The organism is Frigoribacterium sp. NPDC087798, from assembly GCF_044742985.1.
GTDB lineage: Bacteria > Actinomycetota > Actinomycetes > Actinomycetales > Microbacteriaceae > Frigoribacterium.
Window position 1 is genome coordinate 110,612 of sequence record NZ_JBIUVP010000004.1, and the last position, 24,742, is coordinate 135,353.

A 24,742-nucleotide genomic window follows, 5' to 3' on the forward strand; every position below is an offset into this window, starting at 1 on the left:
CGTCGTCGGTCGATCAGAAGGCGCCGATGCGGCGGGCGGTCCCGGGTTGCCCGAGGAGCGCCGCGACGTCCGCCGGCAGGGTGGACACGATGCCGAGCGACGAGGCGAGCAGGCTGCCCATGCCGCCGAGGTCGAGCACCCCGGACGTCTCGACGTTGCGCCACGATCCGTTCTTGGCCGACAGGGCGGCGACCGAGTCGAGACGGGTCACGGTCTTGTTGTCCCCGGCCCCCCAGCCGACGAGCGTCGCCTGCGCCGTGGTGCGTCGCTGGTTGAAGGCGTTGCCCGTCACCGTGATGCCCATGGAGTCGGCCGACCGGTTCGTCTTGCCGTCGAGGACGAAGATCTGGTACGAACCACCACTGCCGAAGGCGTTGTTGGCGATGGTGATCTTGCCCGTGACCCAGGTCACCGTCGGGTCGGGCAACGGACGGCGACGGTCCTGGCCGGTGGAGGCCGTGGCCTGCCGACGTTCGTCCTGCGTGACCTTGATGCCGAACTGGCTGAAGCCGCCGATCGAGTTGTTGTAGACGCGGACGTCGTCGGTGTTGAAGATCTGCAGTCCGGCCTTGCCGCCCGTGATGGTGTTGCCGGCGACGACGGCCTTGCTCGAGAGCTCGAGCTGGATGCCCGTCCACTCGTTGCCCTCGGCCGTGTTGCCGATGACCTTGCTGTCGTAGACGGACTCGTCGAGCCAGAGACCCGAGCTGTAGTTGCGGCTGATGTCGTTGTTCGACACGGTGACGCCGCGTGATCGCGTGATCTTGATGCCGCCCGAGACCGGCGCCTCCTTGAAGCGCTGCCAGTTGTTCTGACGGATCACCGAGTCGGTGATGCTCAGGTCGTACGAGGCGTTGGTGCCGATGCCGAGCAGGCCGCTGCGCTCGACCGTCAGCTTCGACAGGGTGCCACCGTTGTTCTCGAGGTTGATGCCGATCATGGCGTTGTCCTGGATCACGAGGTTCTCGGCCGTCGCCCCGGTGTTGCCCAGGCGGATGGCGCCTCGCTCGGCGTAGGGAGTCGCGTATCCGCGGACGCCGAAGCCACGAACCGTCGTGTCGGGCGACTGCACCCAGATGGCCTGGGCCTTGTTGCTGATGCGGATCGAGTGACCGGCCGGGTCGCTGCCGATCAGCATGCGCCCGGAGCCCGGGTCGGCCGCGAAGGTGCCCGGGACGAGACGGTCGGGAGTCACCTGGGTGAGCTGCACCCCGTCGAGGAAGACCTGGTCGGGACGAGCGGCGAGCGGGAAGGACGGCGACACGAAGCGGGGGTTGTCCGCCACGTTGTCCATGACCGACGACGGGAACGCCGACCACGGGGTGCTCCACCCCGAACCCGACCGCGACCACGACGTGACCGGGACGGAGCCGTCGAGCCAGACGGCCTCGCGGGGGTAGGACTGGATCGTGACCTTCTTCTGGAAGGGCACGACGACGCTCTCGTTGTAGGTGCCGGCACGGAGGACGATCGTCGCCCCGGACTTCGCCTTGGCGACGGCTGCCGCGAGGGTGCGCAGCGGCGCCGCCTGCGTTCCGGCCGCGCCGTCGTCGCCGGACGGCGACACGACGATCGCGCCCGAGGGAACGGGGTAGGAGGCCGAGCCGACGGGGAGCGAACCCCGCGAGCCGGCGGGAGCGACCTCGGGCGCGGGCGCCGGAGCAGGAGCTGGAGCTGGAGCAGGCGCAGGAGCAGGTGCAGGTGCAGGCGTCGGCGTCGGCGTCGGCGTCGGCGTCGGCGTGGGCGCCGGCGTGGCGTCCGACGGGCTGCCGATGACGACGAGGTCGTCGAACGACGTGCTCGAGCGGGCCGTGTTGCCGGCGCTGGCGTACTGCCAGAGGCCCACGGACCCGCCCTGCGAGACACGGTCCGCCGCGGAGTCCGAGACGGCGAGCTGCCAACCCGGCTCGGCGGAACCGTCGACCCAGGCCTTGCCCTTGAGGGCGACGGCGGTCGTGCCCTCGGCCCGGAACGAGACGGCCAGGGTCGAACCCGGAGTCACGCTGGCGGGAAGGGCGACGCGGCCGAGCAGGGTCTCGCCGGACTTCTTCACCTTGGTCACCGCGAGGGCCACCTTGCCCGAGCTGCCCGACTCCAGTCGGCCTCGGTAGGCGGAGCCGTCACCCTGGCGACGGAGCTCCCAGCCCTGGTAGAAGCCGGCCTTGGTCTTCGGCAGGGAGACCGTGCCCTCGACCTCGACGTCCTTGACCGACACGCTCGCGAGGGTCGCCGTCGCGGTCGAACCGGGAGCGAGGTCCGAGATGGTGGAGGTGCCGGACCCGACCGTGAAGGACGCCTTCGACGGACCGGACCAGGTCGACCAGGCCCCTCCCTTGTCGGCGGACCCCCAACCGGTGGTCGACGTGCGCGCCGACGAGTCGGTGGCGACCGTGGTCGGGGCCGCGGAGGCGCTGGTGACCGGGACGAGGACCCCGGCCACGACGGCGAGGGCCGTCGCCAGGGCACCCACGGCGGTGCGGACGCGGACGGGCGGAGAGAGGCGGTGCTCGGGGGCGCTGGGCATCGTCACTGCTTTCATCAAGGGAAGGTGTGGGCGATCCCGCGACATGCCTCGGGGACGGAGGCTCGTGCGAGAGGAAGAACACCACGCCGTGCCCCCAGGACGGGGGCTTGCGCGGGATGGATCTGAGGGGACGGAATCTCACCCGGTCAGGACAAGAGGTGATCTTGTTACATTCACGCGTACTCCGCAAGGGGGCGTCAGCCCCCAACAAGGTGGCTCCCCCTCGGGTGTCGGCACTGTGGGGGACACCAGGACGGGGGTCGTCGAGGTCGCGGGCGTCGCCTAGAGTTCGTCCCATGACGCTGCTCCGAGCCGCCCCGTCGGCGCCGGCGGCCGGCCGTCCCGAGCGGTCCCGCGCCTCCCCCGGCGACGCGCGCGCCTGGGTCCGGGCGATCGCCGCCGCCGCGCTCGTCGTGCTCGGCATGCGCTTCACCCTGCCGCAGGGCATGCAGGCGGGTTTCGTCGTGGCCGCCCTGCTGCTGCCCGTGTGGTGGGGCTCGCTGCGGCGCCACCACTGGGGGGTCCCGTTCATGGTGGCGGGCCTCCTGGCCGTCGCGCTCGGGCTCTGGCTGGGCGTCGCCAATTCGGGGGACCACGTCTCGTCGTCGCCCTCGACGGTGCCGATGACGGTCATCCTCCTCGGCACCCTCCTCGGCGTCGGCCTCTTCTTGTGGGGAACGGAGGTCCTGACGCCCGAGCGGGCCGTCCTGTGGTTCGGCATCGGCTTGGCGTTGGGCTTCAGCACGGGCACACCGCTCTTCGCGAGCAACCCCTGGAAGTTCGGGTTCGCCCTGCCGGTGACGGTCATCGCCCTCGCCCTCGCCGCCCGGTACGGACGCCGGTGGGAACTGGCCGTCCTGCTCGCCCTGACGATCGTCGCCGCGCTCAGCGACTTCCGCTCGGCGTTCGGCCTGTTGCTCCTCGCGGCGTTGCTGGTCTTCGCCCAGTTGGCGATCGTCCGCCCGCACCGGCGTCCGTCGGCCGCCGCCGTCCTGATCGGGCTCGGCGTCCTCGGGGTCGTCGTCTTCCAGCTCGGTCAGGCCCTCATCCTCGACGGCTACCTCGGCCTCGCGACCCAGTCGCGCAGCGTGGAGCAGCTCAGGGTCTCGGGCTCCCTCATCCTGGGCGGGCGCCCCGAGCTCGCGGCCACCGCCGCCCTGATGGAGCACCACCCCTGGGGCTTCGGGGCCGGCGTCGTCCCGACGGCGGGCGACATCCAGATCGCCAAAGAAGGCATGAGCAGCATCGGGTACCAACCCGACAACGGCTACGTCGAGCGGTTCATGTTCGGCGGGCACTTCGAGCTGCACTCGGTCGTCGGCGACCTCTGGGCGCAGTCGGGCGTGGTGGGGCTCGTGCTGTCCGCCGTCGTCCTCGGCATCCTCGGGGTCGGCGTCGTCCGTCGCATCGCCGAGGGCACCGCCAGCGGCATCTTGCTCTACACCGCGGCGCAGAGCAGCTGGAACCTCTTCTTCGCGCCGTTCTACAGCGCGTTCCCGACCCTGGTCGTCGCCTTGGCCCTGGCATTCGTGCCGGTGGCCCGCGACGGGATCGACCGGTTCAGGGTCGGCGCCACTCCTCGACTGCCGTCATCCCGCCAGCCCACCGGCTGACGACCTCGAAGCCGGCGGTCTCGAGGACGACGTCGTCGGCGCGGGCCGTGGGCTCGTCGGCGGGCTCGACGACCCAGAGGCGGTCGACCGCGTCGAGCCTCGCCTCCGGCGAGCCGAGGGGCCAGGCCGTCCCCCGCAGGCTGTCCTGGTCGACGGGCCGGCTGCGGACCGTGACGTCGACGAGACCGTCGAAGACATCCGGGTAGACGACGGCGACGTTGGACGTCGACCGCTCGACGACCCGAGGCGGATCGGCGTCGAGAGGCGCGAAGTAGACCCCGTCGCCGGGCCGCGCGCCCCGCTCGACCACCGCTGCCGCCTCGGACCAGTCGGTGCCGCTCTTCCCCGTGACCTGACGTTGCGACAGCCAGACCGGGACGCACAGGGCGACGATCACGGCGAGGGCGACCACCCGGGCGCCACGGTGGCGGAGTGCGGTCACGCCGACTCCGACCAGCGCCGCGCACGCCGGCGCCGCGAAGGTGAAGTAGCGGGGGTTGTAGAGCGGGCTCACCAGCAGGCTGTAGCCGACCACGACGGCGGTGGGCACGACGAGCACGGGGACGAGGACCCACAGCGGCCCGGCACGACGGCCGCGCACCCCGGCGACGATCGCAGCCGCCATCGCGATCCACCCCACGAGGGCCAGGGCCAGGGAGGCGAGCGCCCAGGGCTCGGTGGGCGACGCCGTCGAGTCCACGCGCGTGGGGGTCCCCCCGAGGAACCACTGGTTGACCACGATCCCCCGCGCGATCTGCACGAGACCCAGGTCGTTGTCGCCCAGTTGCCCCTGCTGACCGGCGGCCAGCAGCACCACCGGCGACGCCACGAGACCGCCCGCCGCGGCGGAGGCGAGCCAGGCCAGGCGGCGCCTCACCGGGACCCGACGCCAGGCGGCCACGGTCACGGCGTGGGCGACGGCCAACAGGGCGACGTAGATGTTGAGGGCGGTGCCCACCCCGACGAGGGCGGCGTACCCGATCCACCGCGCCGCACCTCCCCGGTTCAGCGCGACGACGAGCAGGACGGTCGCCCACACGGCCACGGCCGCGCTGGGCCCGAAGGAGCGCGCCTCGATCCCCATCCAGGTGATGCGCGGCAGCACGACGGCGACCACCGCACCCGCGACGGCGGCGTCCCGGCGTCCGAGCACGACCAGCAGCCGGTGCACGCCGACGACGGCGACTCCGGCCGCGACCGCGCTCGGGAGGCGGAGAGCCACCGGGGAGGTCCCGGCGACGGTCGTCCAGACGTGCATCAGCAGGTAGTAGGCGGCGTGCACGGCGTCGATGCGTTGGACGAGGGCCCAGAGCTCGGGGAGGCTGCGGGTGGCCGCCGAGACCGTCGCGGCCTCGTCGGTCCACAGCGACACCGTCGACGAACCGACCAGCGCCACGGCGGTGCCGGCGAGACCCAGCGCGAGCGGGACGCCGATCGAGGAGGCGCGAGGTCGTCTCGAGGACGCGGAGGACCCGGCCGGCCGGGTCGTCGTCGGGGTGGTGGTCGTCATGGCCGTCCTCGTGCGTGCCGACCGCGAGCCGTCGCCTCGGGGACGAGGGAGAGGGCGACCGGACCGTCGGGTCGGGTGCGGGTGGCCCGGAGTGCTGGCATGCTAGCAGCGGCCCTGGACCCCACCGGCGTCCGGCGGGACGGGCCACCCGACCGAGGAGCCACCATGTCGTCAGACGACCAGACGCCCGACCCCACACCGACGAGGTCCCGTCGGCGCCTGGTGATCGCGCTGGCCGCCGTCGCCGTGGCGCTCGCCCTCGTCGTCGCCTTCGTGGTCGTGCCCGCCGTCTCGGGCGGCGACGCCGACGAACCCGGCGCCGCCGGACCGGGGTCGGGCTCGAGCTCGCCGACGACCGGCGAGTCGTCGGACGACGGGACGACGGCCCCGACCGACACCGTGCCTCCCGCCGCGGGGCCGGACACACCCGAGGCACCACCCGTGGGCCTCGACGAGTCGCCCGCCGTCGTGGACGGGGTGACGGTCCGGGTGAAAAGCCTCGACGCGGTCGACGGCGAGGCCGCGCTGCCCGGTGAGGTGACCGGCCCGGCCGTCCGTGCCGAACTCGAGGTGTACAACTCGTCGGCTGCTCCCGTGGACCTCTCGACCGTCGTGGTCAACCTGGCCTACGGCGCCGACCGCACACCCGCGAACACGTTCTCGACCGGGACTTCTTCGTTCCCGGCGAGCGTGGCCGCGGGAGCCACGGCCGACGGCGTCTACGTCTTCGCCGTGCCCGTCGACGGGCATTCCGACCTCCGCCTGACCTTCGACTACGCCGTCGACGTGCCGGTCGTCGTCTTCGAGGGATCGACCTCGTAATACCCCTGTACCCACAACGGGGGCCATTGTCCCCCCTTGGGGGGACCTTATAGTCGTCAAGCCATCGGTACCCGAATGCCGATGACGCCTACCCGACCCGAATGAGGCTCCCCCATGGGAAGAACCGTCTCGTCGCGCCTTCGTCTCCCCGCGATCGTCGCTGCGTCCGCCGTGCTGTTGTCCGTCCTGGTCGGAGTCCAGCCCGCTGCGGCCGACTCCGCCCCCCTCGACCCGACGTCGCCGTCGACGCCGGCGACCGTCACGGCCGACGCGCTCCCCGCACCCCAGATCGACGGGTCCGTCTTCACGCAGGTGATCGTGGGCAACACCGTCTACGCCGCGGGCAAGTTCACGAAGGCCCGCCCGGCGGGCTCGGCAGCGGGCGTCGACGAGGTCCCCCGCAGCTACCTCCTCGCGTACGACATCACCACGGGAGCGCTCTCGACGACGTTCGCGCCGGTGATCGACGGGCAGGTCAAGGCCCTCGCCGCGTCCCCCGACGGCAAACGTCTCTACATCGGCGGCGCCTTCACCAAGGTCAACGGCGTCAACAAGTACCGCCTCGCGGCCCTCGACCCGACCACCGGCGCCCTCGTCACCAGCTGGAACCCCGGCACGAACGCCACCGTGAACGCGATCGCCGCCGTGGGCCCCAACGTCTACATCGCCGGCGTCTTCTCGAGCATCGGCAAGGACACGCGCGCCAAGGCGGCCGCGGTCACCGCCTCGAACGGCACGAACCTCCCGTGGGCTCCGCAGATCGCCGGCGGTGACGTGCTCGGCCTCGTCGCCAGCCCCGACGGCTCGAAGATCGTCCTCGGCGGTTCGTTCAGCTCGGTGAACGGCTCGTCGCAGCCCGGGTACGGGCTCGCCATGGTCGACGCGACCTCGGCGGCCAACCTGCCCGTCCAGGCCAACGACGTCGTCCGCAACGGTGGCGGCCAGGCGGCCATCTACAGCTTGAGCGCCACGGCCAACGGCTTCTACGGGTCGGGCTACACGTTCGGCGGCGGCGGTCGACTCGAAGGCGCCTTCAAGGCGACCTGGAACGGCGACCTCCAGTGGGTCGAGGACTGCCACGGTGACACCTACTCGGTCGCGGCCAACAGCACCGCCGTCTACGTCGCCGGCCACCCGCACTACTGCGGAAACATCGGCGGACAGCCGCAGACCAACCCCTGGACCTTCCAGCGCGCCATGGCGTTCAGCGACTCGGCCACGCAGACCATCACCAACGACCCGATGGGTTACTACAACTTCGCCGGCACTCCCGCCCCCAGCATCCTGAACTGGTTCCCCGACTTCGCCACCGGCACCTACACCGGCCTGAGCCAGGGCCCGTGGAGCGTCGCCGCCAACGACAAGTACGTGGTCTACGGCGGGGAGTTCCCGTCCGTCAACGGCAAGGCGCAGAACGGCCTCGTGCGCTTCGCGGTGTCGAGCATCGCCCCGAACAAGACGGGCCCCGAGGCCTCCGGCGCCCTCTTCACCCCGAGCCTGGTCTCGCTGTCGTCCGGCACGGTCCGGGTCAGCTGGCAGTCCAACTGGGACAAGGACAACGCCAACCTGAGCTACGCCGTCTACCGCGACGGTGACCTCACCAACCCCGTGTACACGACGACCTCCGCCTCGACCTTCTGGAAGCGTCCCGCCCTCGGCTTCGTCGACAAGGACCTCGCGCCCGGCAGCACGCACAGCTACCGCATCCGGGCCACCGACCCGCTCGGCAACACCGTGCTGGGCGACGGCGTGGACGTCACCGTGACCGCCGACAAGGCCTCGCCCTACGTCAAGCAGGTCGCCGCCGACGGAGCCACCTCGCTCTGGCGCCTCGGCGAGAAGAGCGGCTCGACCGTCTACGACTGGGTCGGCTACGACGACCAGCAGGCCCAGGCCGGCGTGACCCGCGGCACCACCGGTCAGACCACGTCCGACTCCGACGGCGCCAGCACCTTCTCCGGCACCGACACGGGCCTCTCGTCCACGACCTCGGCCATCGCCGGCCCGCAGACCTTCTCGGTCGAGGCCTGGTTCCGCACCACGTCGACCACCGGTGGCAAGATCATCGGCTTCGGCAGCAACCGCACCGGCGCCTCGAACTCGTACGACCGGCACCTCTACATGGACCCCCGGGGCCGTGTGTCCTTCGGCGTCTACCCGGGTTCGTCCCGCATCATCACCAGCCCGACCGCCCTCAACGACGGTGAGTGGCACCAGGTCGTGGGCACGCTGAGCTCGGCCGGCCAGTCGTTCTTCGTGGACGGCAAGAAGGTCGCGACCGACGCCGGCACGACGGGTGGCCAGGACTACACGGGCTACTGGCGCATCGGCGGTGACAACAACTGGGACGGCGCCCCGTACTTCCAGGGCGACATCGACGACGTCTCCGTGTACCCGGCCGCCCTGAGCGCCAAGCAGGTCGACGGCCAGTGGGTCGCCTCGGGCCGCACGAGCAAGCTGCCCAAGGCCCCGGCCGACGCCTACGGCGCCCGGGTGTTCCAGGACGACCCCGAGGCGTACTTCCGCCTCGACGGGGACGCCTCCACCGTCTCGGCCGACTCGTCGCCCGTCGGCACCAACGGCGTCGTCAGCGGTGGCGTGGCCACCGGCGGCACGTCCGCCGTCGGCGGTTCCGGCCAGTCGGCGACGTTCAACGGCCAGGACGCCGGCGTCGCGACCACCACCTCGTACGACACCCCGAACAACTACACGCTCGAGACCTGGTTCAACACGACGACGACCTCGGGCGGCAAGCTGATCGGTTTCGGCAACCAGCAGACCGGCTACAGCGGCAACTACGACCGCCACGTGTACATGGAGCAGGATGGTCGCCTGCAGTTCGGCAACTGGACCGGTCGGATGAACCTCGCGAGCAGCACGGCGAGCTACAACGACGGCCGTTGGCACCACGTGGTCGCCACGCAGGGCTCGGACGGCATGAAGCTCTACGTCGACGGCGCCCAGGTCGGGTCGAACCCGACCACGGCCTCGGACGGCTACCGCGGGTTCTGGCGCCTCGGCGGCGACAGCTCGTGGAACTCGGGTTCGGGCTACTGGGCCGGGAGCCTCGACGAGGCCGCGGTCTACGCCCGACCCCTCGACGCCACCACGGTCGCGCAGCACTACGCGCTCGGTGCGAACAAGCCGAACGCCGCGCCCACGGCGGCCTTCACCTCGACGCCCACCGGTCTCGGCGTCGCCTTCGACGGCCGCACCTCGGTCGACCGCGACGGGACGATCGCCTCCTACGGCTGGGACTTCGGCGACGGGAGCGCCCCGGCCAGCGGCGCCACCCCCTCGCACACCTACGCCGCGGGGGGCACCTACACCGTCACCCTCACCGTGACGGACGACCAGGGAGCCGTCGGCACGTCGACCGCCACCGTCACCGTGACGGCGCCCCGGGTGAACGCGGCACCGACCGCCGCGTTCACCTCGGTGGTCGACCACCTGGCCGTCGCCGTGGACGCGAGCACCTCGACCGACTCCGACGGGACCGTCGCGTCGTACCGTTGGGACTTCGGTGACGGCACCGTCGCCGCAACGGGTCCGACCGCGAACCACACGTACGCCGCTGCCGGCACCTACACGGTGACGCTCGTCGTGACGGACTCCGAGGGTGCCACCGGCACCTCGACGGGGACGGTCACGGTCGCCCCGGCTCCCCCGGTGAACGTGGCCCCGACGGCCTCGTTCACGAGCGCCGCCACGGGACTGGCCGTCTCGACCGACGCCACCGCGTCGACCGACCCCGACGGCACCGTCGCGGCCTACGCCTGGACGTTCGGTGACGGAGGCACGGCCACGGGCAAGACGGCCGCGCACACCTACGCGGCGGCCGGCACCTACACGGTGACCCTCACCGTGACCGACGACAAGGGCGCCACGGGCATCTCGACCGGCAGCGTGACCGTCGCGCCGATCCCGAACGCTGCTCCGACGGCCTCGTTCACGACGTCGGCCAAGGCCCTCTCGGTCTCGACCGACGGACGCGCCTCGACCGACTCCGACGGCACCGTCACGGCGTACGCCTGGGACTTCGGCGACGGAGGCACGGCGACCGGCAGCACGGCGGCCCACGACTACGCCGTCGGAGGCACCTACACCGTGACCCTCACGGTGACCGACGACAAGGGAGCCACCGCGACCCGCACCTCCACGGTGACGGTCACCGCGCCTCCCGTGGTCACGGCCGCGGTCAAGGACGGCTTCGGACGCTCGGTGACGGGCGGCTGGGGCACGGCGGAGGTCGGCGGCACCTGGGCCCGCACCGGCAGCGCGTCGCAGTACGCGGTGACCGGCGGGGTCGGCACGCAGTTCCTCGGGGCAGCGGGCTACAACACCTCGATGGCACTCACCGGCGTCAGCACGACCGACGCCGACCTGCGCACCAGCGTGAGCCTCGACAAGGCGGCCACCGGTGGCGGCACCTTCGTCTACGTGACCGGCCGCAAGGTGGCGACGAACTCGGAGTACCGTGCGACCCTGCGCTACCGCTCCGACGGACGCGCCGTCGTCGCCCTGACCGCCTTCAAGGGATCGGCCTCCGGCGTGAACCTGGTGGGCGAGACGCTCGTGCCCGGCACGATCGCCCCCGGTGCGAAGCTCAACGTCCGACTCGAGGTGAGCGGCTCGGGCACGACGACGATCCGCGCCAAGGTCTGGGCGGACGGCACCGCGGAGCCCACGGCTTGGACGGTGTCGACCACCGACACCTTCGCCGGCCTGCAGGCACCCGGCTCGGTCGCCCTCGGCGCCTACACCTCGGGAAGCACCACCAACGCCCCGCAGACGGTCTCGTTCGACGACCTGAGCGTCTTCAAGCCGTGACCGACGCCGCCCCGGAGCACGCGAGCAGGCTCGTCGTCCAGCAGTCGTTCCCGCGACCGCGACCGACGACGAACCCCTACCTCGTGATGCTCCGGGACGCCGTCGGCGCGGTGCCCGGGGTGGAGGTGCGCACCTTCGACTGGAAGGGCGCCCTCCTGGGCCGCTACGACGTCTTCCACGTGCACTGGCCCGAGATCCTCGTCTCGGGGCAGAGCCCGCTCAAGGCGCTCGTGCGTCAGGCGTTGACCGTCGCCCTGGTGACGAAGCTGCGGCTGACGCGCACCCCGATCGTCCGCACCGAGCACAACCTCGAGCTGCCGAGCGGCATCTCCCGGCGCGAGCGCGTCCTGTTGCGCTGGATCGAGCGACGCACCGCGCTCTGGGTGCGGCTGAACGACGAGACGCCCGAGCACGCCGACGCCCTCGGCGCGCTCATCCCCCACGGCCACTACGTCGACTGGTTCGCCCGCTGGCCGTGGCCGTCGCGCGAGGCAGGCCGGGTGTCGTACTTCGGCTTCATCCGCCGCTACAAGGGGGTCGACGGCCTCGTCCGGGCCTTCCGAGGCGTCCGGGGCGACGACCGGAGGCTGCACGCCGCCGGCAAGCCCTCGACGCCCGAGCTCGCCCACGGGCTCGAGCAGCTCGCGGCCGACGATCCCCGGGTCAGCCTCGACCTGCGTTTCCTCGACGACGAGGCCCTCATCGACGTGGTGCGCCGGGCCGAGCTGGTCGTGCTGCCCTACCGCGAGATGCACAACTCGGGCGGGGTGCTGACGGCGTTGTCGCTCGGCCGGCCCGTGCTCGTGCCCGCCAACGAGGTCAACGCCCGCCTGGCCGACGAGGTCGGAGCCGACTGGGTCCAGCAGTACGCCGACGAACTCGGTCCCGACGACGTCGAGCACGCGCTCGACGCGGCCTCACGGCTCGAGGACGACGCGCGCCCCGACCTGTCGGCCCGCGACTGGGACCGCGCCGGCGAGGCACACGTCGCGGCCTACCGTCGGGCGATCGCCGCGACCCGTGGTCGACGTGCCGTCGGCGGACGCCGGGCGCGCCCGTGAGCTCAGCCGTCGACGCGGCCGTACTCGCGGTACCCCGCGCCCCACGCGCCCGCCACCATGCCGGCGCCCCGGGCCATCGTCCGGATGCCGCGAGCGCGTTGCCCCAGCGACCGTCGACCGAGGGGGCGGGTCACCGTGCCGACCGCGTACCGGCCCAGCCCGCCGACGACGCGCACGCCGCCCTTGGCCGACAGCCGGAGGCGCGTGGACAGTCGCGAGGCCCCTCGCGCGGACAGCATCACCGAGGTGAGGCTCCAACCGTTGCCGCTGCTGTAGGCACGCTGCACGACCCATCGCCGCGTGACGCGGTGGGCGGGGACGACGTCCGTGACGACCGCCTCGGCGCACCACAGGATCGTGCCGCCACCGGCGACCAGGCTGCGGGTGAAGAGGGTGTCCTCGCCACCGAGCTGGCCGAGGGCCACGTCGAAGGCCAGGCCCTGGCGACGCACCTCGACGAGGTCGAGCAGCAGGTTGTTGGTGGCGGCGACGTCGACGGGCGTGCCGGTCGCGAGTCGGCGTCGCACGAAGAAGCGTCCCTCGACGATGAAGGGCTCGGGCTCGACCTCGTACTCGCTGCGCACGGGACCGACGACGGCCGCGGCACCCGTCTCGGCCTGCAGGGAGACCAGGGCGCCCAGCCACCCGTCGGACGGCCGCTCGTCGTCGTCGATGAAGACCAGCACGTCGCCGTCGCCGCTCTCGGCGAGCGCACGGTTGCGGGCCGAGGCGATGCCGGGCGTGGCCTCGACGACGTAGTCGACCGTCACGGGTCCGGCACCGTCGCCCGGGTCGGCCGCCGCGAGCGCCGCCTCCTCGACGCGTCCACGGCCCGACCCGCTCGCGTCGTTGTCGACGACGAGCACGCGCGCCTCGACGCCGAGTCCGCGGACGCTGCGGGCCTGCTCGACGAGCAGCGGCAGCACCGCGTCGAGATCGCGCGGCCGGCGGAAGGTCAGCACGGCGATGGTCAGGAGGCGCGGCGTGGTCGGGTCGGTCGTCACGGCCCCCAGCATGTCAGGTCGGTGAGGGGCGACGGGCCCTGCACCGCGCCTCCTGCGGGTGGACGGGGGACGAACCGTGGGTGAGTCGCTCGCCGGCCTCTCGGTGGTCGTCGTCAACTACGGTTCGACCGACCTGCTGCGCCAGAACCTCGCGCCCGTCTCACGGGCGACGGAGGGCCTCGTCGTGGTCGTCGTCGACAACTGGTCGGGAGCGGCCGAGCGCGCCCGCGTGAGCGAGCTCGCCGCGGCCGAGGGCTGGCACCTCGTCGCGCCCGACGGCAACGAGGGCTTCGGCACCGGCGTGAACCTCGGCGTCGCCCGGGCCCGTGAGGCCGGGGCGCGCCACCACGTGCTGCTCAACCCGGACGCCGTCGCGGACGCGGGAGCCCTCGCCGCCCTGCACCGCGCCTCCTCGTCCGACCCGCTGACGATGAGCGCGCCGACCGTGCTGCGCCCCGACGGCAGCGTCTGGTCGGCGGGCAGCGACCTGTACCTCGACGACGGCCGCATCCGCTCGCGGCGACGACGGCTGCCCGGCGCCCGCGTCGAGGAGTGGCTGAGCGGCGCCTGCCTCGTGCTGAGCGACGACCTCTGGCAGCGCTGCGGCGGCTTCGACGACGACTACTTCCTGTACTGGGAGGACGTCGACCTGTCGCGTCGCGTCGTCGGTTCGGGAGGCGCGCTGCGGCTGCTCGACGACGTCACCGTCGTCCACGCCGAGGGCGGCACGCAGACCGACGGCGGGGCCGACCGGTCGGGGCAGGCGAAGTCGGCGGGGTACTACCGGTACAACATCCGCAACCGGCTGCTGTTCGCCGCGAAGCACCTCGGCGACGACGACCTCCGCCGGTGGCGCCGACTGACCCCCCGCATCGCGTGGGAGGTGCTGCTGCAGGGCGGGCGGCGCCAGTTCGTCCGGTCACCGGGCACGCTGCTCGTCGGACTGCGGGCCGTCCTCGAGGGGCGACGGATCGTGGCGACCGAGCTGCGTCGACGACGAGCCCGAGAGAGGGTTTGATAAATTTATCAACGGTCGACCCGGGCTCTGATAAATTTATCACCGTGCGATCTCCCCTCACCAACCCGTTCCAGGCGGGCTCCGACGTCGTCCCCGACGTCTGGGCCGGCCGAACCGAGCAGCTGAGCGACTGGCACCAGGTCCTGCGACCCCGCCGACGTGCGGGTCTGTACGAGACCGGACGGACGATCCTCGGCGAACCGGGCACCGGCAAGTCGAGCCTCGTCCGACGCATCGCCCGCGACGCCGCCGAGGCCGGCGACTGGGTCACGCCTCAGCTGCGCATGCCCACCGGGGCCGATCCGCTCAAGATCATCGCCTCCGCCGTCCTGCGTCTGGCCGACGGCGCCGGGCTCCGTGCCTCGACCCGTCGGGGCGTGCTCGACCTGCTCGCCAGGGTCGAGCAGGTGGCCGCGACCGGCTTCTCGGTGACGACGCGCGGCGCCGACGGCCCCGAGCCGTTCACGGCGCTCTTCGAACTCCTCGTCGAACTCGGCCAGGCGGCGATCGAGCAGGACGCCGTCGTCGTGATCCACGTCGACGAGGTGCAGAACATCGGCGACGAGGCCGCCCTCTCGCAACTGCTCATCGCGCTCGGCGACACCCTCTCGCACGAGGTCGAGGTCGCCGTCCCCGGTGGAGGCACCGTGTCCCGGCACCTGCCCGTCGCCGTCTACCTGACCGGCCTCCCCGACTTCGAGGACATGGCGGGTGCCCGCAAGGGGGCGACCTTCGCCCGGCGGTTCCGGACCACCACGCTGGGCCCCCTCGACGAGGGCGACATCCTCGAGGCACTCCAGCCGTTCGTGATCGCCGGCTGGGAGACCCCGGGCGAACACGGCGTCGTCGAGACCGTCCGCATGGACCCCGCGGCGGCCAGGGCCATCGCGGCCCTCAGCTGCGGAGAGCCCTTCCTGTTCCAGCTCGCCGGGCAGCGGGCGTGGAACGTCCGGACGGCACCCGTGGTGTCCGAGGACGACGTCGTGGCGGGCTGGCGCGGAGCCGAGGGCGAAGCGTCGGCCCACGTCGAGCGCATCCTGAACCGCCTCCCCCCACGAGAGAACGAGTTCCTCCGGGCGATGGCGTCGCTGCCCCCGGCAGAGCGCACCCTGAACGCCATCGCCGAGGCGATGGGCCTGGCCTCGGGCGCCCAGCTCGGGCCCACCTCGCAACGGCTCGACACGGTGCGCGGGGTGGTGAGCCGGGGCAAGCCGTACGCGTTCCGCAACCGTGCCGTCGAGGCGTACCTGACGACGGACTGGCCCCGGACCGCCTGAGCCCCGACGGCGCCCTGATGATCCACGCCTGCGACCGTCGGCCGCCCGCCGACTACCTCAGAGGGCCAGCCACGCGTCCGACACGTCGGCTTCCTCGTACTCCCAGCGCCCGGACGCCGCACCGTGCGCCAGCAGCCTCTTCGCGGCGGGGACGTCCGACTCCGGGCCGAGGTCGAACGACAGCAACCGGAACTGCTGAAAGCCTTCACCCGTCACGCCGAGGGGCGCGAACTCCGCGAGGATGCCCTCGAGCCAGTCGTCTCGATCACTCGTGATGATGCGGACCGTCATGCGTCCCCTGCGCCAGACGACTCCGCTCACCCAGAGCACGCCGTCAGCATCCGACGAGACCGCGACCTCGTCGCCGTTCGACATCCCGAAGGCGAAGAACGGCGTGTTCTCGAGGCGGTAGTCACCGGAGATCAGCGGCAGCGCCCACAACCCCTCGGACTCCGTGTCCGGCCACCCGTCCTCTTGGTCGAGCAGGACGCGGACCTTCACGTGCGTGGCACCCTCGACGGCCTCGCTCGCCTCGGTCCGGACGGTTCCGCCAGCGACACCCGGCACCTTCGCGTCCCTGCGCTTGAACGGCCACAACCGGGCCATGCCCCTCGGCGCCCCCGAACTCATGCCGAGGCGCCGACGAACTCCGCCAGCGACGCCGCGAGGTGCCGCGTCGTCAGCCGCTCCTCGACGAGGGCCCGTCCCGCCGCGCCGAACGCGCGTGCCTCGGCCTCGTCGCCGAGCAGCCGCAGCACGTGCCCGGCGAGGGCCGCCGAGTCCCCCACCGGCGCGAGCAGCCCGGTGCGTTCGTGCACCACGTAGTCCTCGATGCCCGGCGTGTCCGTCATCACGACGGGCCGACCCGTGGCCATCGCCTCGAGGCTGACCGTCATGCCGGACGCGTGCAGGTTGTCGCGCGTCGCCACGGCGACGAGCGAGGCACGGGCGTACAGCTCGGCCAGCTCGCGGTGCGAGACGTGCGGCACCACGGTGACGCCCTCGGGCGGGGCCGCGTCGCTCGTCGTCTGCACGACCAGCTCGACGTCCGGTCGCTCGGCGTGGACCTGCTCGAGCGTCGCGAACAGGGTCGCCGGGTCGCGGTCGCGGTCGCCTCCGATGCTCAGCACCATCGGTCGCGTGGGCCACGGACGCGCCGCGAAGAAGTCCTCGTCGACCCCGAAGGTGAAGAACCCGACCGGCGGGCCGTCCTCGCCGACGAACCGTCGCAACGGCTCGACCTGCCCGCGGCTGATCACCCAGAGTCCGCTCATGCGTCGCAGCACGTCACGCATGCGCCCGACGTCCTGCCCGCGCTCGACCCGGTCCGTCACCCAGATCACGCCCGTGTACATGCGCTCGTGCGGCCGCGCCAGCAGCATCCGACGCGCGACGTTCTCGTCCCAGGTCACCCCGACGTCGTCGGACGGCACTCCGGACGAGGAGGCGCGGCGCGGCACCACGCGGTCGCGCAGCACCTGCAGGCGGCCGGGTTCCGGGGCCGACGCGATGCGCGCCTCCGGGTCTGCGTCGCGCAGCGCCTCGAGGCCGTACGGCCAGAGGCCGGGGCGGAGGCCCGCCGCGTGGTCGGCCGCCCAACCGGGGACGTCGCGTTCGCTCGCGAACAGGACCTCGATCACCGCGCCTCCTCGGGTCCGTCGCCACGCCCGTCGCCGGACCGTGCGTCGGAGGCCGGTTCGGCCGCCGCCCGCTCGACGATGGCCTGGTCGGTCGCCGTCTCGTCGCCACGCTGCTCGTCGACGTCGAGGCCCACGGTGCCGTCGTCGTCGGCATCGTCGCCGGCCGCTCCGCCCGCTGCCGCCTCGGCCCGACGGCGACCGAGGTCGCGCGACACGTACCAGAGGTTCGGCACGAGCTGGCAGAGCGCCACCGAGATCGCCGACCCCAGCACGGGTCCGGCTGCCCCGACCTGCCCGATGAACCACCACGACAGCCCCAGGTTGAGCGGCACCATCAGCACGATCGGCAGCACCTGGAAGACCAGCCCGGTCTTGTCGGTCATGTACATGCCGACCGGGTACTTCGCCGCCTGCAGGCCGACGAACACCACGAACCCGACGAGCATCCAGCCGTCGAGCGTGATCGCCCCGCCCGAGACGAAGCGCGCCAGGAACGGGCTCAGCACGGCGAGCGCCGTGCCCAGCACGAGTCCCCCCAGCAGGAACCACAGCGTCGGCACGGTCGGCGACTCCACCCGCCCGGCCGAGCGGGCCGCGGCGTAGACCGGCCAGAGGGCGATGCCGGCGGCCGCGACGGTCTGCAGCACGATGCCGAAGAGCTGCGAGGCGAGGTTGTACTGCGCGAGTTCGTCCGGCCCGGCCAGGTGGCTGAGGAGCAGGCGGCCGGTCTGCATCGCGACCGGCAGGGCGATCATCTGCACGAGCATCGGCCAGGCCAGGCCCAGCGCGGGCACGCCGCGGTAGCTGCGGATGCGGGGCACGAGCTTGACGGCCGACCCGATCTGCGGCGACAGCGCGCGCGCCGCCACGATCAGGCAGATCACCGAGACGAGGCTGTTGGCCACGTACGAGATGACCGCGAGGTAGCTGCCGACCGGCACGCTGAACATGACGGCCGAACCGATGGCGAGCAGCATGAACGGTGCCACGACGGCCTGGCTGGCGACCTGCGTGCTGGTCTTCTTCAGCCCCACGAGGATGCGCTGCCCGACCGTGAGCGGGATCACGAGGCCGAACACCGCGAGGCAGAGTCCCGCCGCGAGCGAGCCGCCGTCGGGCAACAACCCCTCGCCGAGCAGCACGGGCCACCAGCCCGCGAGGGTGATGAGCAGGGCGACCGCGACCATGATGCCGCCCGAGACCAGCAGCACGCGGAAGGCGGTGACGATCGAGCGCTTGACGAAGTCGTCGGTGCGGACCGACGACGACCCGGCCACCGCGTTGATGACGATGGCCGCGATGCCGAGGTCGGCGAACGGCAACAGGGTCGGGAAGGTCGAGAGCAGCCCGTACTGCGCATAGGCGTCGGTGCCGAAGTTCTGGATGATCATGCGGCTCGTGATGATGCCGAGCACGCCAGACAGGCCCATCACGATGACCTTCGTCGCCGCGGTCGAGCCCACGGCGGCCATCGCGCCGCCCCGACGGGGACGACCGGCCGCACCCGTCGTCGACCGGCTCACGAGGCGCTCCTGAACAGTCGGTCGTCCGCGGAGAGGCGTCCGTCCCGGTCGGGCAGGTCGGCCAGCACGTCGTCGGCGGCGCGTCCGGCGTCGAGCGCCTCGACGATCGCGTCGGCCAGCACCTGTGGTGCGCGGGGGTCGGACGCGACCACGTGGCCGTGGGCGTCGAGCCAGTCGGCGAGCCCCGTCTCGGTGGTCGTGACGACGGTGCAGCCGTGCGACAGCCCCTCGACGATCGGCAACCCCACCTGTTCGCGCCAGGTCGGGCTGGGCTGCGACCAGAGCACGAGCACGCGTGCCTCCTCGAGCACGGAGTGGATGCGGGGACGGGGCGGGTCGACCTCGACGGCGACCGAGGGCTGCGCGACCGACAGGGCCCGCGCCTCCTGCTCGAGCGCGCCCTTGCCGAGCAGGGTCAGCGTCGCCTCGGGGCGGGCGGCGACGACGAGCGGCCAGGCCGCCGCCAGGACGCGCAGCCCCTTGCGCTCGACGAACGAGCCGACGAAGGCCACCGCGGGCGGGCGGACGCCGCCACCGTGGGCGTCCGCGTGCCGGGTCGGCAGGGCCGGCACGGTGGTCGTGGTGACACGGGGCGAGGCGGCCCCCAGGAGGCGCGCGTACGTCTCGCGCGCGGCGTCCGTCCCGAAGACCACCCGGTCGAGACGGCGCCAGACCGCGCGTGCCAGCACGCGTTCGCCTCGTCGGCGCAGTCGCGTCCGCAGGCGCGGAGCAGTGGCCGCGTCGAAGGGGTCGGCGTTGCCGATCAGGTAGCTGACGACGACCGTGCGGCGGCCGGTCAGCCGGCGTCGCACCGCGAGGGCGGCCAGCACCAGCGCCGTGGTCGGCAGGCTCGACGTCATGAGTGGCTCGTTCACCTCGAGCGTCTCGACCCGTGACCGCGCGATCAGCCAGGCGGAGGCGAGCGGACCGGCCTGCACGAGGTCGAGCCCCGCGGCGAGCGAGTCGTCGAAGTCGTAGCGGGTGACGCGGTAGACGATGCTGGCGGGCGCCAGCTCGTGCGCCCGCTCGAGGTGGGCCGTGCGCACGGACTCGTAGAGGCGGACCGCCGGGAGGCGCGGCGTGCGCCCCCGGGACGGGCGGGCCGGGCGGGTGGGGCTCACGACGTGGCGTCGCCCTGGCGGCCCGCGGTGCGGCGGGACCTGCCCGGAGCCGCCGCCTCGGTCGTGGCGGCTGTCGTGGCGGTCGCGTCGGCCGTCGTGGCGGTGCCGAAGGGATAGGTCTGCTCGTCGGACGACGTCGAGACGGGCACGAGCACCGACGGCGGCAGGTCGTGCGACGCCCGCTGACGGCCCGGGGCCACCCCGTCGAACACGACGCCGATGACGCGCACCTTCACGTTCGTCAGCGCGCGGACGGCCGACACGAGCCGCGGCCGGGTCGACCGGCCCGCCGTGGCGACGATGACGACGCCGTCGGTCAGGCGACCGATCTCGAGCGTGTCGGACGACGTGAGCACCGCGGGGGCGTCGACCACGACGACGTCGTAGCGCTCCCCGGCGGTCTCGAGCAGCAGGGCCATCGATCGCGAGCTCAGCAGCGGGCTCGGGTTCGGCGGCACGTCGCCGGCCGTGAGGATGTCGACGCCGTCGCGCCACGACGTCACGGCGGCGGCGAACTCGAGTCGGCCGACGACGACGTCGGTCAGGCCGACCTCGTCCGAGACGGCGGCGAGCTCGGCGAGACCGCTGCCGCGCAGGTCGGCGTCCACCACGAGCACCTCGAGGCCCCGCTCGGCGAAGGCCAGCGCGAGGTCGAGGGCGACCGCCGCCCGCCCCTCGCGCTCGTCGGCCGCGACCGACGAGACGGCGATGGTCCGGGTGGCGCGGTCGACGTCCGCGAACTGCAGCTGGGCCCGGATGCGACGGAAGTCGTCCGCCGCCGCACCCTGGGGTTCGTCGGAGAGAGCCAGCACGCCACGGTTGCGGCGCGTGACGCTGCCGAGCAACGGCACGAGGTGCAGGTCCTCGACGTCGCGGGCGGTGCGGAGCCTGGTGTCGACCACCGATCGCAGCAGCGCCAGGGCGATGCCGAGGACGGTTCCGACGGCGAGACCGCTCAGGGCGATCAGTCGGCGGTTCGGGCTGATGGGCGACGTCGGGGGCGTGGCCTCGGCGATCGGCGCGACGCTCAGCGTCGAGTTGCCGGCGGTGTTCTCGGGCGACAGCGCCCGGGCCTGCCGGCTCAACGAGATGGTGACCGCGTTCGCGACGTCGGCCGCCCGTTGCGCGTCGCCGTCCACCACGGCGACGTCGATGATGACGGTGTTCAGAGGGTTCTCGGCGGTGATCTGACGTGCCAGCTGCGTCGGGGTCACGTCGAGGCCCATCTGCTGGATGACGGGTTCGAGCACGACCGACGACGTGGCGAGACGCGTGTAGCTCTGCACGAGGTTCTGCGTGTACGACGACCCCTGCAACAGCTCGTTGGGGTCGGAGCCCTCGGTCGCCGAGACGAACACGCTGCTCGTGGCCCGGAACGAGTCGGGCTGCGTCTGGGCGTACGCGTAACCCGCGCCTCCGCCGACGAGGGCGAGGACGACGACGAGGGGCCAACTCTTCAGGAGAGCGCGCCAGTAGTGCTGAGGATCCAACGGACACTCCCGGGTTGAGGTGGTGGAACCTGGCGAGCATACCCGGAGCAGAGAGGTCCTCACGACCCCCGGAGGGGGTGCCCGTGCCCGTGACGGTCAGTCGGCGAGCAGGGCCGTGTCGGCCCAGCGGGTGCCGTGCGGCGTGATCGTCACGCGTCTCGGCTCGTCCAGCACCTCGGGAGCGGGCGCCTCCTGCCCGTCGTCCGGCCCGTGCCCCGCCGACCCGTCGTCCGACGCGTCGACGACCTGCGCCTCGGCCGCCCCGGTCGGACGCTCGATGACGATGTCGAGCCACGACTCGGCGACGCCGTCCAGCAGCCCGGCTCCCCACTCGACCACGACGATCGAGCCCTCGAAGTCGAGGTCCAGGTCGTCGAGCTCGGCCTCGCCCGACAGCCGGTACGCGTCCACGTGCACCAGGGGCGTGCCCGACGCGGTCGGGTGCGTGCGCGCCAGGACGAACGTCGGGCTCGCCACCTGGCCGCGCACCTGGAGCCCCTCGCCGAGGCCGCGCGTGAAGGTCGTCTTGCCGGCGCCGAGCGGTCCGGTCAACACCAGCAGGTCACCCGCCCGCAGCGACCCGGCCATCCGACGCCCCAGCGCCTCCATGGCGTCGGCGTCGGCGACGGTCAGCTCGAGGGGGTCGCCCCGGACGGTCACGGCCGTCCGCCGACGTAGACGCGGGGCACCCGGGCTCCGACGCGGCAGGCGACCTCCTCGGGGATCGTGTCGGTGGCGTCGGCCCACTCGCCGATGGTCATCTCGCCCTGGTCGCCCGGCCCGAACAACACGACCTCGTCACCGACCGCGACGGGGTCGTCGCCCATGTCGACCAGGAACTGGTCCATCGCGACCCGGCCCACGATCGGGCGGGGCGCGCCGTTCACGACGACGTGCACGGTGCCCTGTGCCCGCCGGCTGACGCCGTCGGCGTACCCCAGGGGCACGAGCGCGAGCGTCGTGTCGGACGGAGCACGGAACGTGTAGTCGTACGAGACGCCGGTGCCCGCGGCGACGCGCTTGACCTTGACCACGGACGCGCTCAGCGTGAGCACCTGCCGCAGTCCCCGGTCGGCGGCGGTGACGCCCTCGGTCACGGGTATGCCCAGGCCGTTCGACCCCATGCGCACCATGTCGAAGCGTCGTTCGGGGTGTTCGAGCGCGGCCGAGCTCGACGACATGTGCCGCTTCTCGACGGTGGCCCCGAGCGCCTCGGCCTCGGCCACGGCCTGCTCGAACACGCGGGCCGCGGCCTGGTCGTCGGCCTCGCTGGTCTCGCTGACGTGCGAGAAGATGCCGCGCAGGCGGACCACTCCCTCGTCGCGCAACTCGACGGCACGGGCGACGAAGGCCGGCCAGTCCGAGGGCAGGCACCCCTCGCGGTGCAGGCCCGTGTCGATCGTCAGGTGGACGAGGGCGACCCCGCCGCGGGCCCGCGCGACCGCCGCGACGGCGTCGAGCTGGTCGAAGGTCGACACCCCCAGGTCGACGCGCAGGTCGACGGCCGCCTCGAGGTCGTCGGACGGGCTGAGCTGCCAGGCGAAGAACGAGGCGTCGCCTCCGATGCCCAGCCGTCGCATCTCGAGGGCCGGCGCGAGTTCGACCGTGCCGAACCAGCGGATGCCCGCCGCCACGGCCTCGGGCACGAGCACGGGGGCGCCGTGGGAGTAGGCGTCGGCCTTGACGATCGCCAGGATCTCGACCGGGTCGAGACGGGCGATCAACGACTCGAGGTTCGCCCGGTACGCGGCCAGGTCGACCGTGGCCCGTCGCAGGGACGTCGCGGCGCTCATGCGGTGTACCTCCGGGTGAGGCCGGCGGCCAGGCAGGCGACGACCTCGTAGGTGATGCCGCCCATCGCCTCGGCCCAGTCGGCGGCGGACTGCCGACCCAGCGCCGGGTCGCCGAAGAGCACGACCTCGTCGCCGATCTCGACGGGGTCGTCGCCCACGTCGATCACGAGGGCGTTCATGGCGATGCGCCCCCGGACGCGGTAGGTGCCCCGACCGATCGTGACGGAGGCGCGCTCGCTCGCGGCCCGGTCGATGCCGTCCGCGTACCCGACCGGCACGATGGCGATCGACGTGTCGCGCTCGGGACGGAAGAGGTAGCCGTACGACACGCCCTCGCCCGCCGGGATGCGCTTGACGGTGGTCACCGGCGCCGTGACGGTCATGGCCGGGCGCAGGCCGAGCTCGGCGGACGTGCGGTCGGCGTACGGGCTCAGCCCGTAGCTCGCGAGGCCGAAGCGCACCATGGTGGCTCGTGTCCCCACGTAGTCGAGCGCCGCCGCCGAGGCGGCCACGTGCAGCAGGGGCGGCCGCACCCCCCGCTCGTCGAGCATCGCGGACGCCCGGGCGAAGCGGGCCGTCTGCAGGCCGTCGTCCTCGGACGACGCGTTCGACACGTGGGTCATGAGGCCCTCGACCGGCACGACGGCGTCATGGCCGGCCGCGCGGTCGAACAGCTCGGGCCACTCGGACTCGACGGCCCCGTTGCGGCTCAGACCCGTGTCGATCGCCAGGTGGACCGCGCGGACACCGGCCGCCACGGCCGCCTCGAGCTGGTCGACGCTGGACACCGCGGGGGTGATGCCGAGCGCCGCGGCCTCGACGAAGTCCTCGTCGGGAGCGTGCAGCCAGGCGAGCACGGGCGCCTCGACACCGGCTCGACGCAGGGCCACGGCCTCGGTCAGGTCGGCCACGCCGAGCCAGTCGACGCCGGCCTCGACGAAGGCCCGGGCGCACTCGACGGCACCGTGGCCGTAGGCGTTCGCCTTGACCACGGCCATGACGGCCGACGGCGCGACGGCGGCCCGGAGGACCTCGACGTTGTGGCGCAACGCGGCCGTGTCGACGGTGATGGTGACGTCGTGGGTCATCGGTCCGCCCCTTCGTGGTGTGCGTCGTGGTCGACGGGGGCCCGGCCGTCGCCCTCGGCGACGACGTAGGCGACCGCCACCCCGCCGTCGTGGCTGAGCGACAGATGGAGGCGCGAGACGCCTCGCGAGTCGGCGAGCGACCGCGCTCCCCCGCTGAGCACGAGCGACGGGGCTCCCTGGTCGTCGGAGACGACCACGACGTCGTGCCAGCGCACCCCGGTGGAGCCGCCCAGGGACTTGATCAGCGCCTCCTTGGCGGCGAAGCGGGCCGCGAGCGACGGGCGCCCGCGGGGGCTGCCGTCCCGGAGGACGAGCTCGTCGGCTCGGAACAGACGCGTGGCGAGCGCCGGCGTGCGCTCGATCGAGCGGTCGAAGCGTCCGAGGTCGACGACGTCGACGCCGATGCCCACGATCACGTCCTCACCCGC

18 protein-coding genes are annotated in these 24,742 nt (G+C 72.8%); 6 read left to right on the forward strand and 12 right to left on the reverse strand.

Annotation, left to right across the window (positions count from 1 at the left end; translation table 11 throughout):
• Positions 1–13 precede the first annotated feature (13 nt).
• On the reverse strand, positions 14–2,539 hold the full coding sequence (locus ACIOSR_RS12035; protein WP_402752742.1) for a nitrous oxide reductase family maturation protein NosD: 2,526 nt from the start codon (positions 2,537–2,539) through the stop codon (positions 14–16).
• A gap of 281 nt (positions 2,540–2,820) precedes the next feature.
• Here ACIOSR_RS12035 and ACIOSR_RS12040 point away from each other — a divergent pair, with 281 nt between their 5' ends.
• Entirely contained in the window at positions 2,821–4,137 is a 1,317-nt protein-coding gene (locus ACIOSR_RS12040) for a hypothetical protein (protein ID WP_402752743.1), read from the forward strand.
• Here ACIOSR_RS12040 and ACIOSR_RS12045 read toward each other — a convergent pair.
• Positions 4,085–5,647 carry a glycosyltransferase family 39 protein gene (locus tag ACIOSR_RS12045; RefSeq protein WP_402752744.1) on the reverse strand — a complete coding sequence of 521 codons (1,563 nt, stop codon included), beginning with the start codon at positions 5,645–5,647 and terminating at the stop codon, positions 4,085–4,087. The genes ACIOSR_RS12040 and ACIOSR_RS12045 overlap by 53 nt on opposite strands.
• Before the next feature lie 165 nt (positions 5,648–5,812).
• Here ACIOSR_RS12045 and ACIOSR_RS12050 point away from each other — a divergent pair, with 165 nt between their 5' ends.
• The 3 genes from ACIOSR_RS12050 (at position 5,813) to ACIOSR_RS12060 (ending at position 12,360) form a co-directional block, all read left to right on the forward strand.
• Positions 5,813–6,469: a hypothetical protein gene (locus ACIOSR_RS12050; RefSeq protein ID WP_200412374.1), complete on the forward strand. Its 657-nt coding sequence runs from the start codon at positions 5,813–5,815 to the stop codon at positions 6,467–6,469.
• A 114-nt stretch (positions 6,470–6,583) separates the two neighbouring features.
• Positions 6,584–11,299: a PKD domain-containing protein gene (locus tag ACIOSR_RS12055; RefSeq protein WP_402752745.1), complete on the forward strand. Its 4,716-nt coding sequence runs from the start codon at positions 6,584–6,586 to the stop codon at positions 11,297–11,299.
• On the forward strand, positions 11,296–12,360 hold the full coding sequence (locus ACIOSR_RS12060) for a glycosyltransferase (protein WP_402752746.1): 1,065 nt from the start codon (positions 11,296–11,298) through the stop codon (positions 12,358–12,360). The genes ACIOSR_RS12055 and ACIOSR_RS12060 overlap by 4 nt, the downstream gene beginning before the upstream one ends.
• Before the next feature lie 2 nt (positions 12,361–12,362).
• Here the strand turns inward: ACIOSR_RS12060 and ACIOSR_RS12065 are convergent, their stop codons facing one another.
• Positions 12,363–13,364 carry a glycosyltransferase family 2 protein gene (locus ACIOSR_RS12065; RefSeq protein WP_402752747.1) on the reverse strand — a complete coding sequence of 334 codons (1,002 nt, stop codon included), beginning with the start codon at positions 13,362–13,364 and terminating at the stop codon, positions 12,363–12,365.
• Positions 13,365–13,440: 76 nt separating this feature from the next.
• Here ACIOSR_RS12065 and ACIOSR_RS12070 point away from each other — a divergent pair, with 76 nt between their 5' ends.
• Together ACIOSR_RS12070 and ACIOSR_RS12075 are read left to right on the forward strand one after the other, a co-directional pair.
• A complete protein-coding gene (locus tag ACIOSR_RS12070; RefSeq protein ID WP_159824979.1) occupies positions 13,441–14,382 on the forward strand; it encodes a glycosyltransferase family 2 protein in 942 nt (313 codons plus the stop codon).
• A 44-nt stretch (positions 14,383–14,426) separates the two neighbouring features.
• Entirely contained in the window at positions 14,427–15,659 is a 1,233-nt protein-coding gene (locus ACIOSR_RS12075) for an ATP-binding protein (protein WP_402752748.1), read from the forward strand.
• 57 nt (positions 15,660–15,716) lie between these two features.
• Here ACIOSR_RS12075 and ACIOSR_RS12080 read toward each other — a convergent pair whose 3' ends face one another.
• The 9 genes from ACIOSR_RS12080 to ACIOSR_RS12120 form a co-directional block, all read right to left on the reverse strand.
• The gene (locus ACIOSR_RS12080) at positions 15,717–16,160 is read right to left on the reverse strand and encodes a DUF4265 domain-containing protein (RefSeq protein ID WP_402752749.1); all 444 of its coding nucleotides are present in this window, start codon (positions 16,158–16,160) and stop codon (positions 15,717–15,719) included.
• A gap of 125 nt (positions 16,161–16,285) precedes the next feature.
• A complete protein-coding gene (locus tag ACIOSR_RS12085; protein ID WP_402752750.1) occupies positions 16,286–17,299 on the reverse strand; it encodes a glycosyltransferase family 4 protein in 1,014 nt (337 codons plus the stop codon).
• Complete coding sequence (locus tag ACIOSR_RS12090) at positions 17,296–18,822, reverse strand: lipopolysaccharide biosynthesis protein (RefSeq protein ID WP_402752751.1); 1,527 nt, start codon at positions 18,820–18,822, stop codon at positions 17,296–17,298. Before ACIOSR_RS12090 ends, ACIOSR_RS12085 begins: the two co-directional genes overlap by 4 nt.
• Positions 18,819–19,943, reverse strand: coding sequence for a glycosyltransferase family 4 protein (locus tag ACIOSR_RS12095; RefSeq protein WP_371740457.1), 1,125 nt, complete (start codon positions 19,941–19,943; stop codon positions 18,819–18,821). The genes ACIOSR_RS12090 and ACIOSR_RS12095 overlap by 4 nt, the downstream gene beginning before the upstream one ends.
• Complete coding sequence (locus ACIOSR_RS12100; RefSeq protein WP_402752752.1) at positions 19,940–21,433, reverse strand: polysaccharide biosynthesis tyrosine autokinase; 1,494 nt, start codon at positions 21,431–21,433, stop codon at positions 19,940–19,942. The genes ACIOSR_RS12095 and ACIOSR_RS12100 overlap by 4 nt, the downstream gene beginning before the upstream one ends.
• Before the next feature lie 96 nt (positions 21,434–21,529).
• The gene (gene tsaE / locus ACIOSR_RS12105; RefSeq protein ID WP_402752799.1) at positions 21,530–22,042 is read right to left on the reverse strand and encodes a tRNA (adenosine(37)-N6)-threonylcarbamoyltransferase complex ATPase subunit type 1 TsaE; all 513 of its coding nucleotides are present in this window, start codon (positions 22,040–22,042) and stop codon (positions 21,530–21,532) included.
• Positions 22,043–22,089: 47 nt separating this feature from the next.
• The gene (alr, locus tag ACIOSR_RS12110) at positions 22,090–23,226 is read right to left on the reverse strand and encodes an alanine racemase (RefSeq protein WP_056043518.1); all 1,137 of its coding nucleotides are present in this window, start codon (positions 23,224–23,226) and stop codon (positions 22,090–22,092) included.
• The gene (alr, locus tag ACIOSR_RS12115; RefSeq protein WP_402752753.1) at positions 23,223–24,314 is read right to left on the reverse strand and encodes an alanine racemase; all 1,092 of its coding nucleotides are present in this window, start codon (positions 24,312–24,314) and stop codon (positions 23,223–23,225) included. The genes alr (ACIOSR_RS12110) and alr (ACIOSR_RS12115) overlap by 4 nt, the downstream gene beginning before the upstream one ends.
• Entirely contained in the window at positions 24,311–24,730 is a 420-nt protein-coding gene (locus ACIOSR_RS12120; RefSeq protein ID WP_056043525.1) for a holo-ACP synthase, read from the reverse strand. The genes alr (ACIOSR_RS12115) and ACIOSR_RS12120 overlap by 4 nt, the downstream gene beginning before the upstream one ends.
• Positions 24,731–24,742 lie beyond the last annotated feature (12 nt).

Excerpts from the sequence above, each read along its gene's own strand:
- ACIOSR_RS12035 (WP_402752742.1), bottom strand. The coding sequence starts at position 2,539 with ATGAAAGCAGTGACGATGCCCAGCGCCCCCGAGCACCGCCTCTCTCCG.
- ACIOSR_RS12040 (WP_402752743.1), top strand. The coding sequence starts at position 2,821 with ATGACGCTGCTCCGAGCCGCCCCGTCGGCGCCGGCGGCCGGCCGTCCC.
- ACIOSR_RS12045 (WP_402752744.1), bottom strand. The coding sequence starts at position 5,647 with ATGACGACCACCACCCCGACGACGACCCGGCCGGCCGGGTCCTCCGCG.
- ACIOSR_RS12050 (WP_200412374.1), top strand. The coding sequence starts at position 5,813 with ATGTCGTCAGACGACCAGACGCCCGACCCCACACCGACGAGGTCCCGT.
- ACIOSR_RS12055 (WP_402752745.1), top strand. The coding sequence starts at position 6,584 with ATGGGAAGAACCGTCTCGTCGCGCCTTCGTCTCCCCGCGATCGTCGCT.
- tsaE (WP_402752799.1), bottom strand. The coding sequence starts at position 22,042 with ATGGAGGCGCTGGGGCGTCGGATGGCCGGGTCGCTGCGGGCGGGTGAC.
- alr (WP_056043518.1), bottom strand. The coding sequence starts at position 23,226 with ATGAGCGCCGCGACGTCCCTGCGACGGGCCACGGTCGACCTGGCCGCG.
- alr (WP_402752753.1), bottom strand. The coding sequence starts at position 24,314 with ATGACCCACGACGTCACCATCACCGTCGACACGGCCGCGTTGCGCCAC.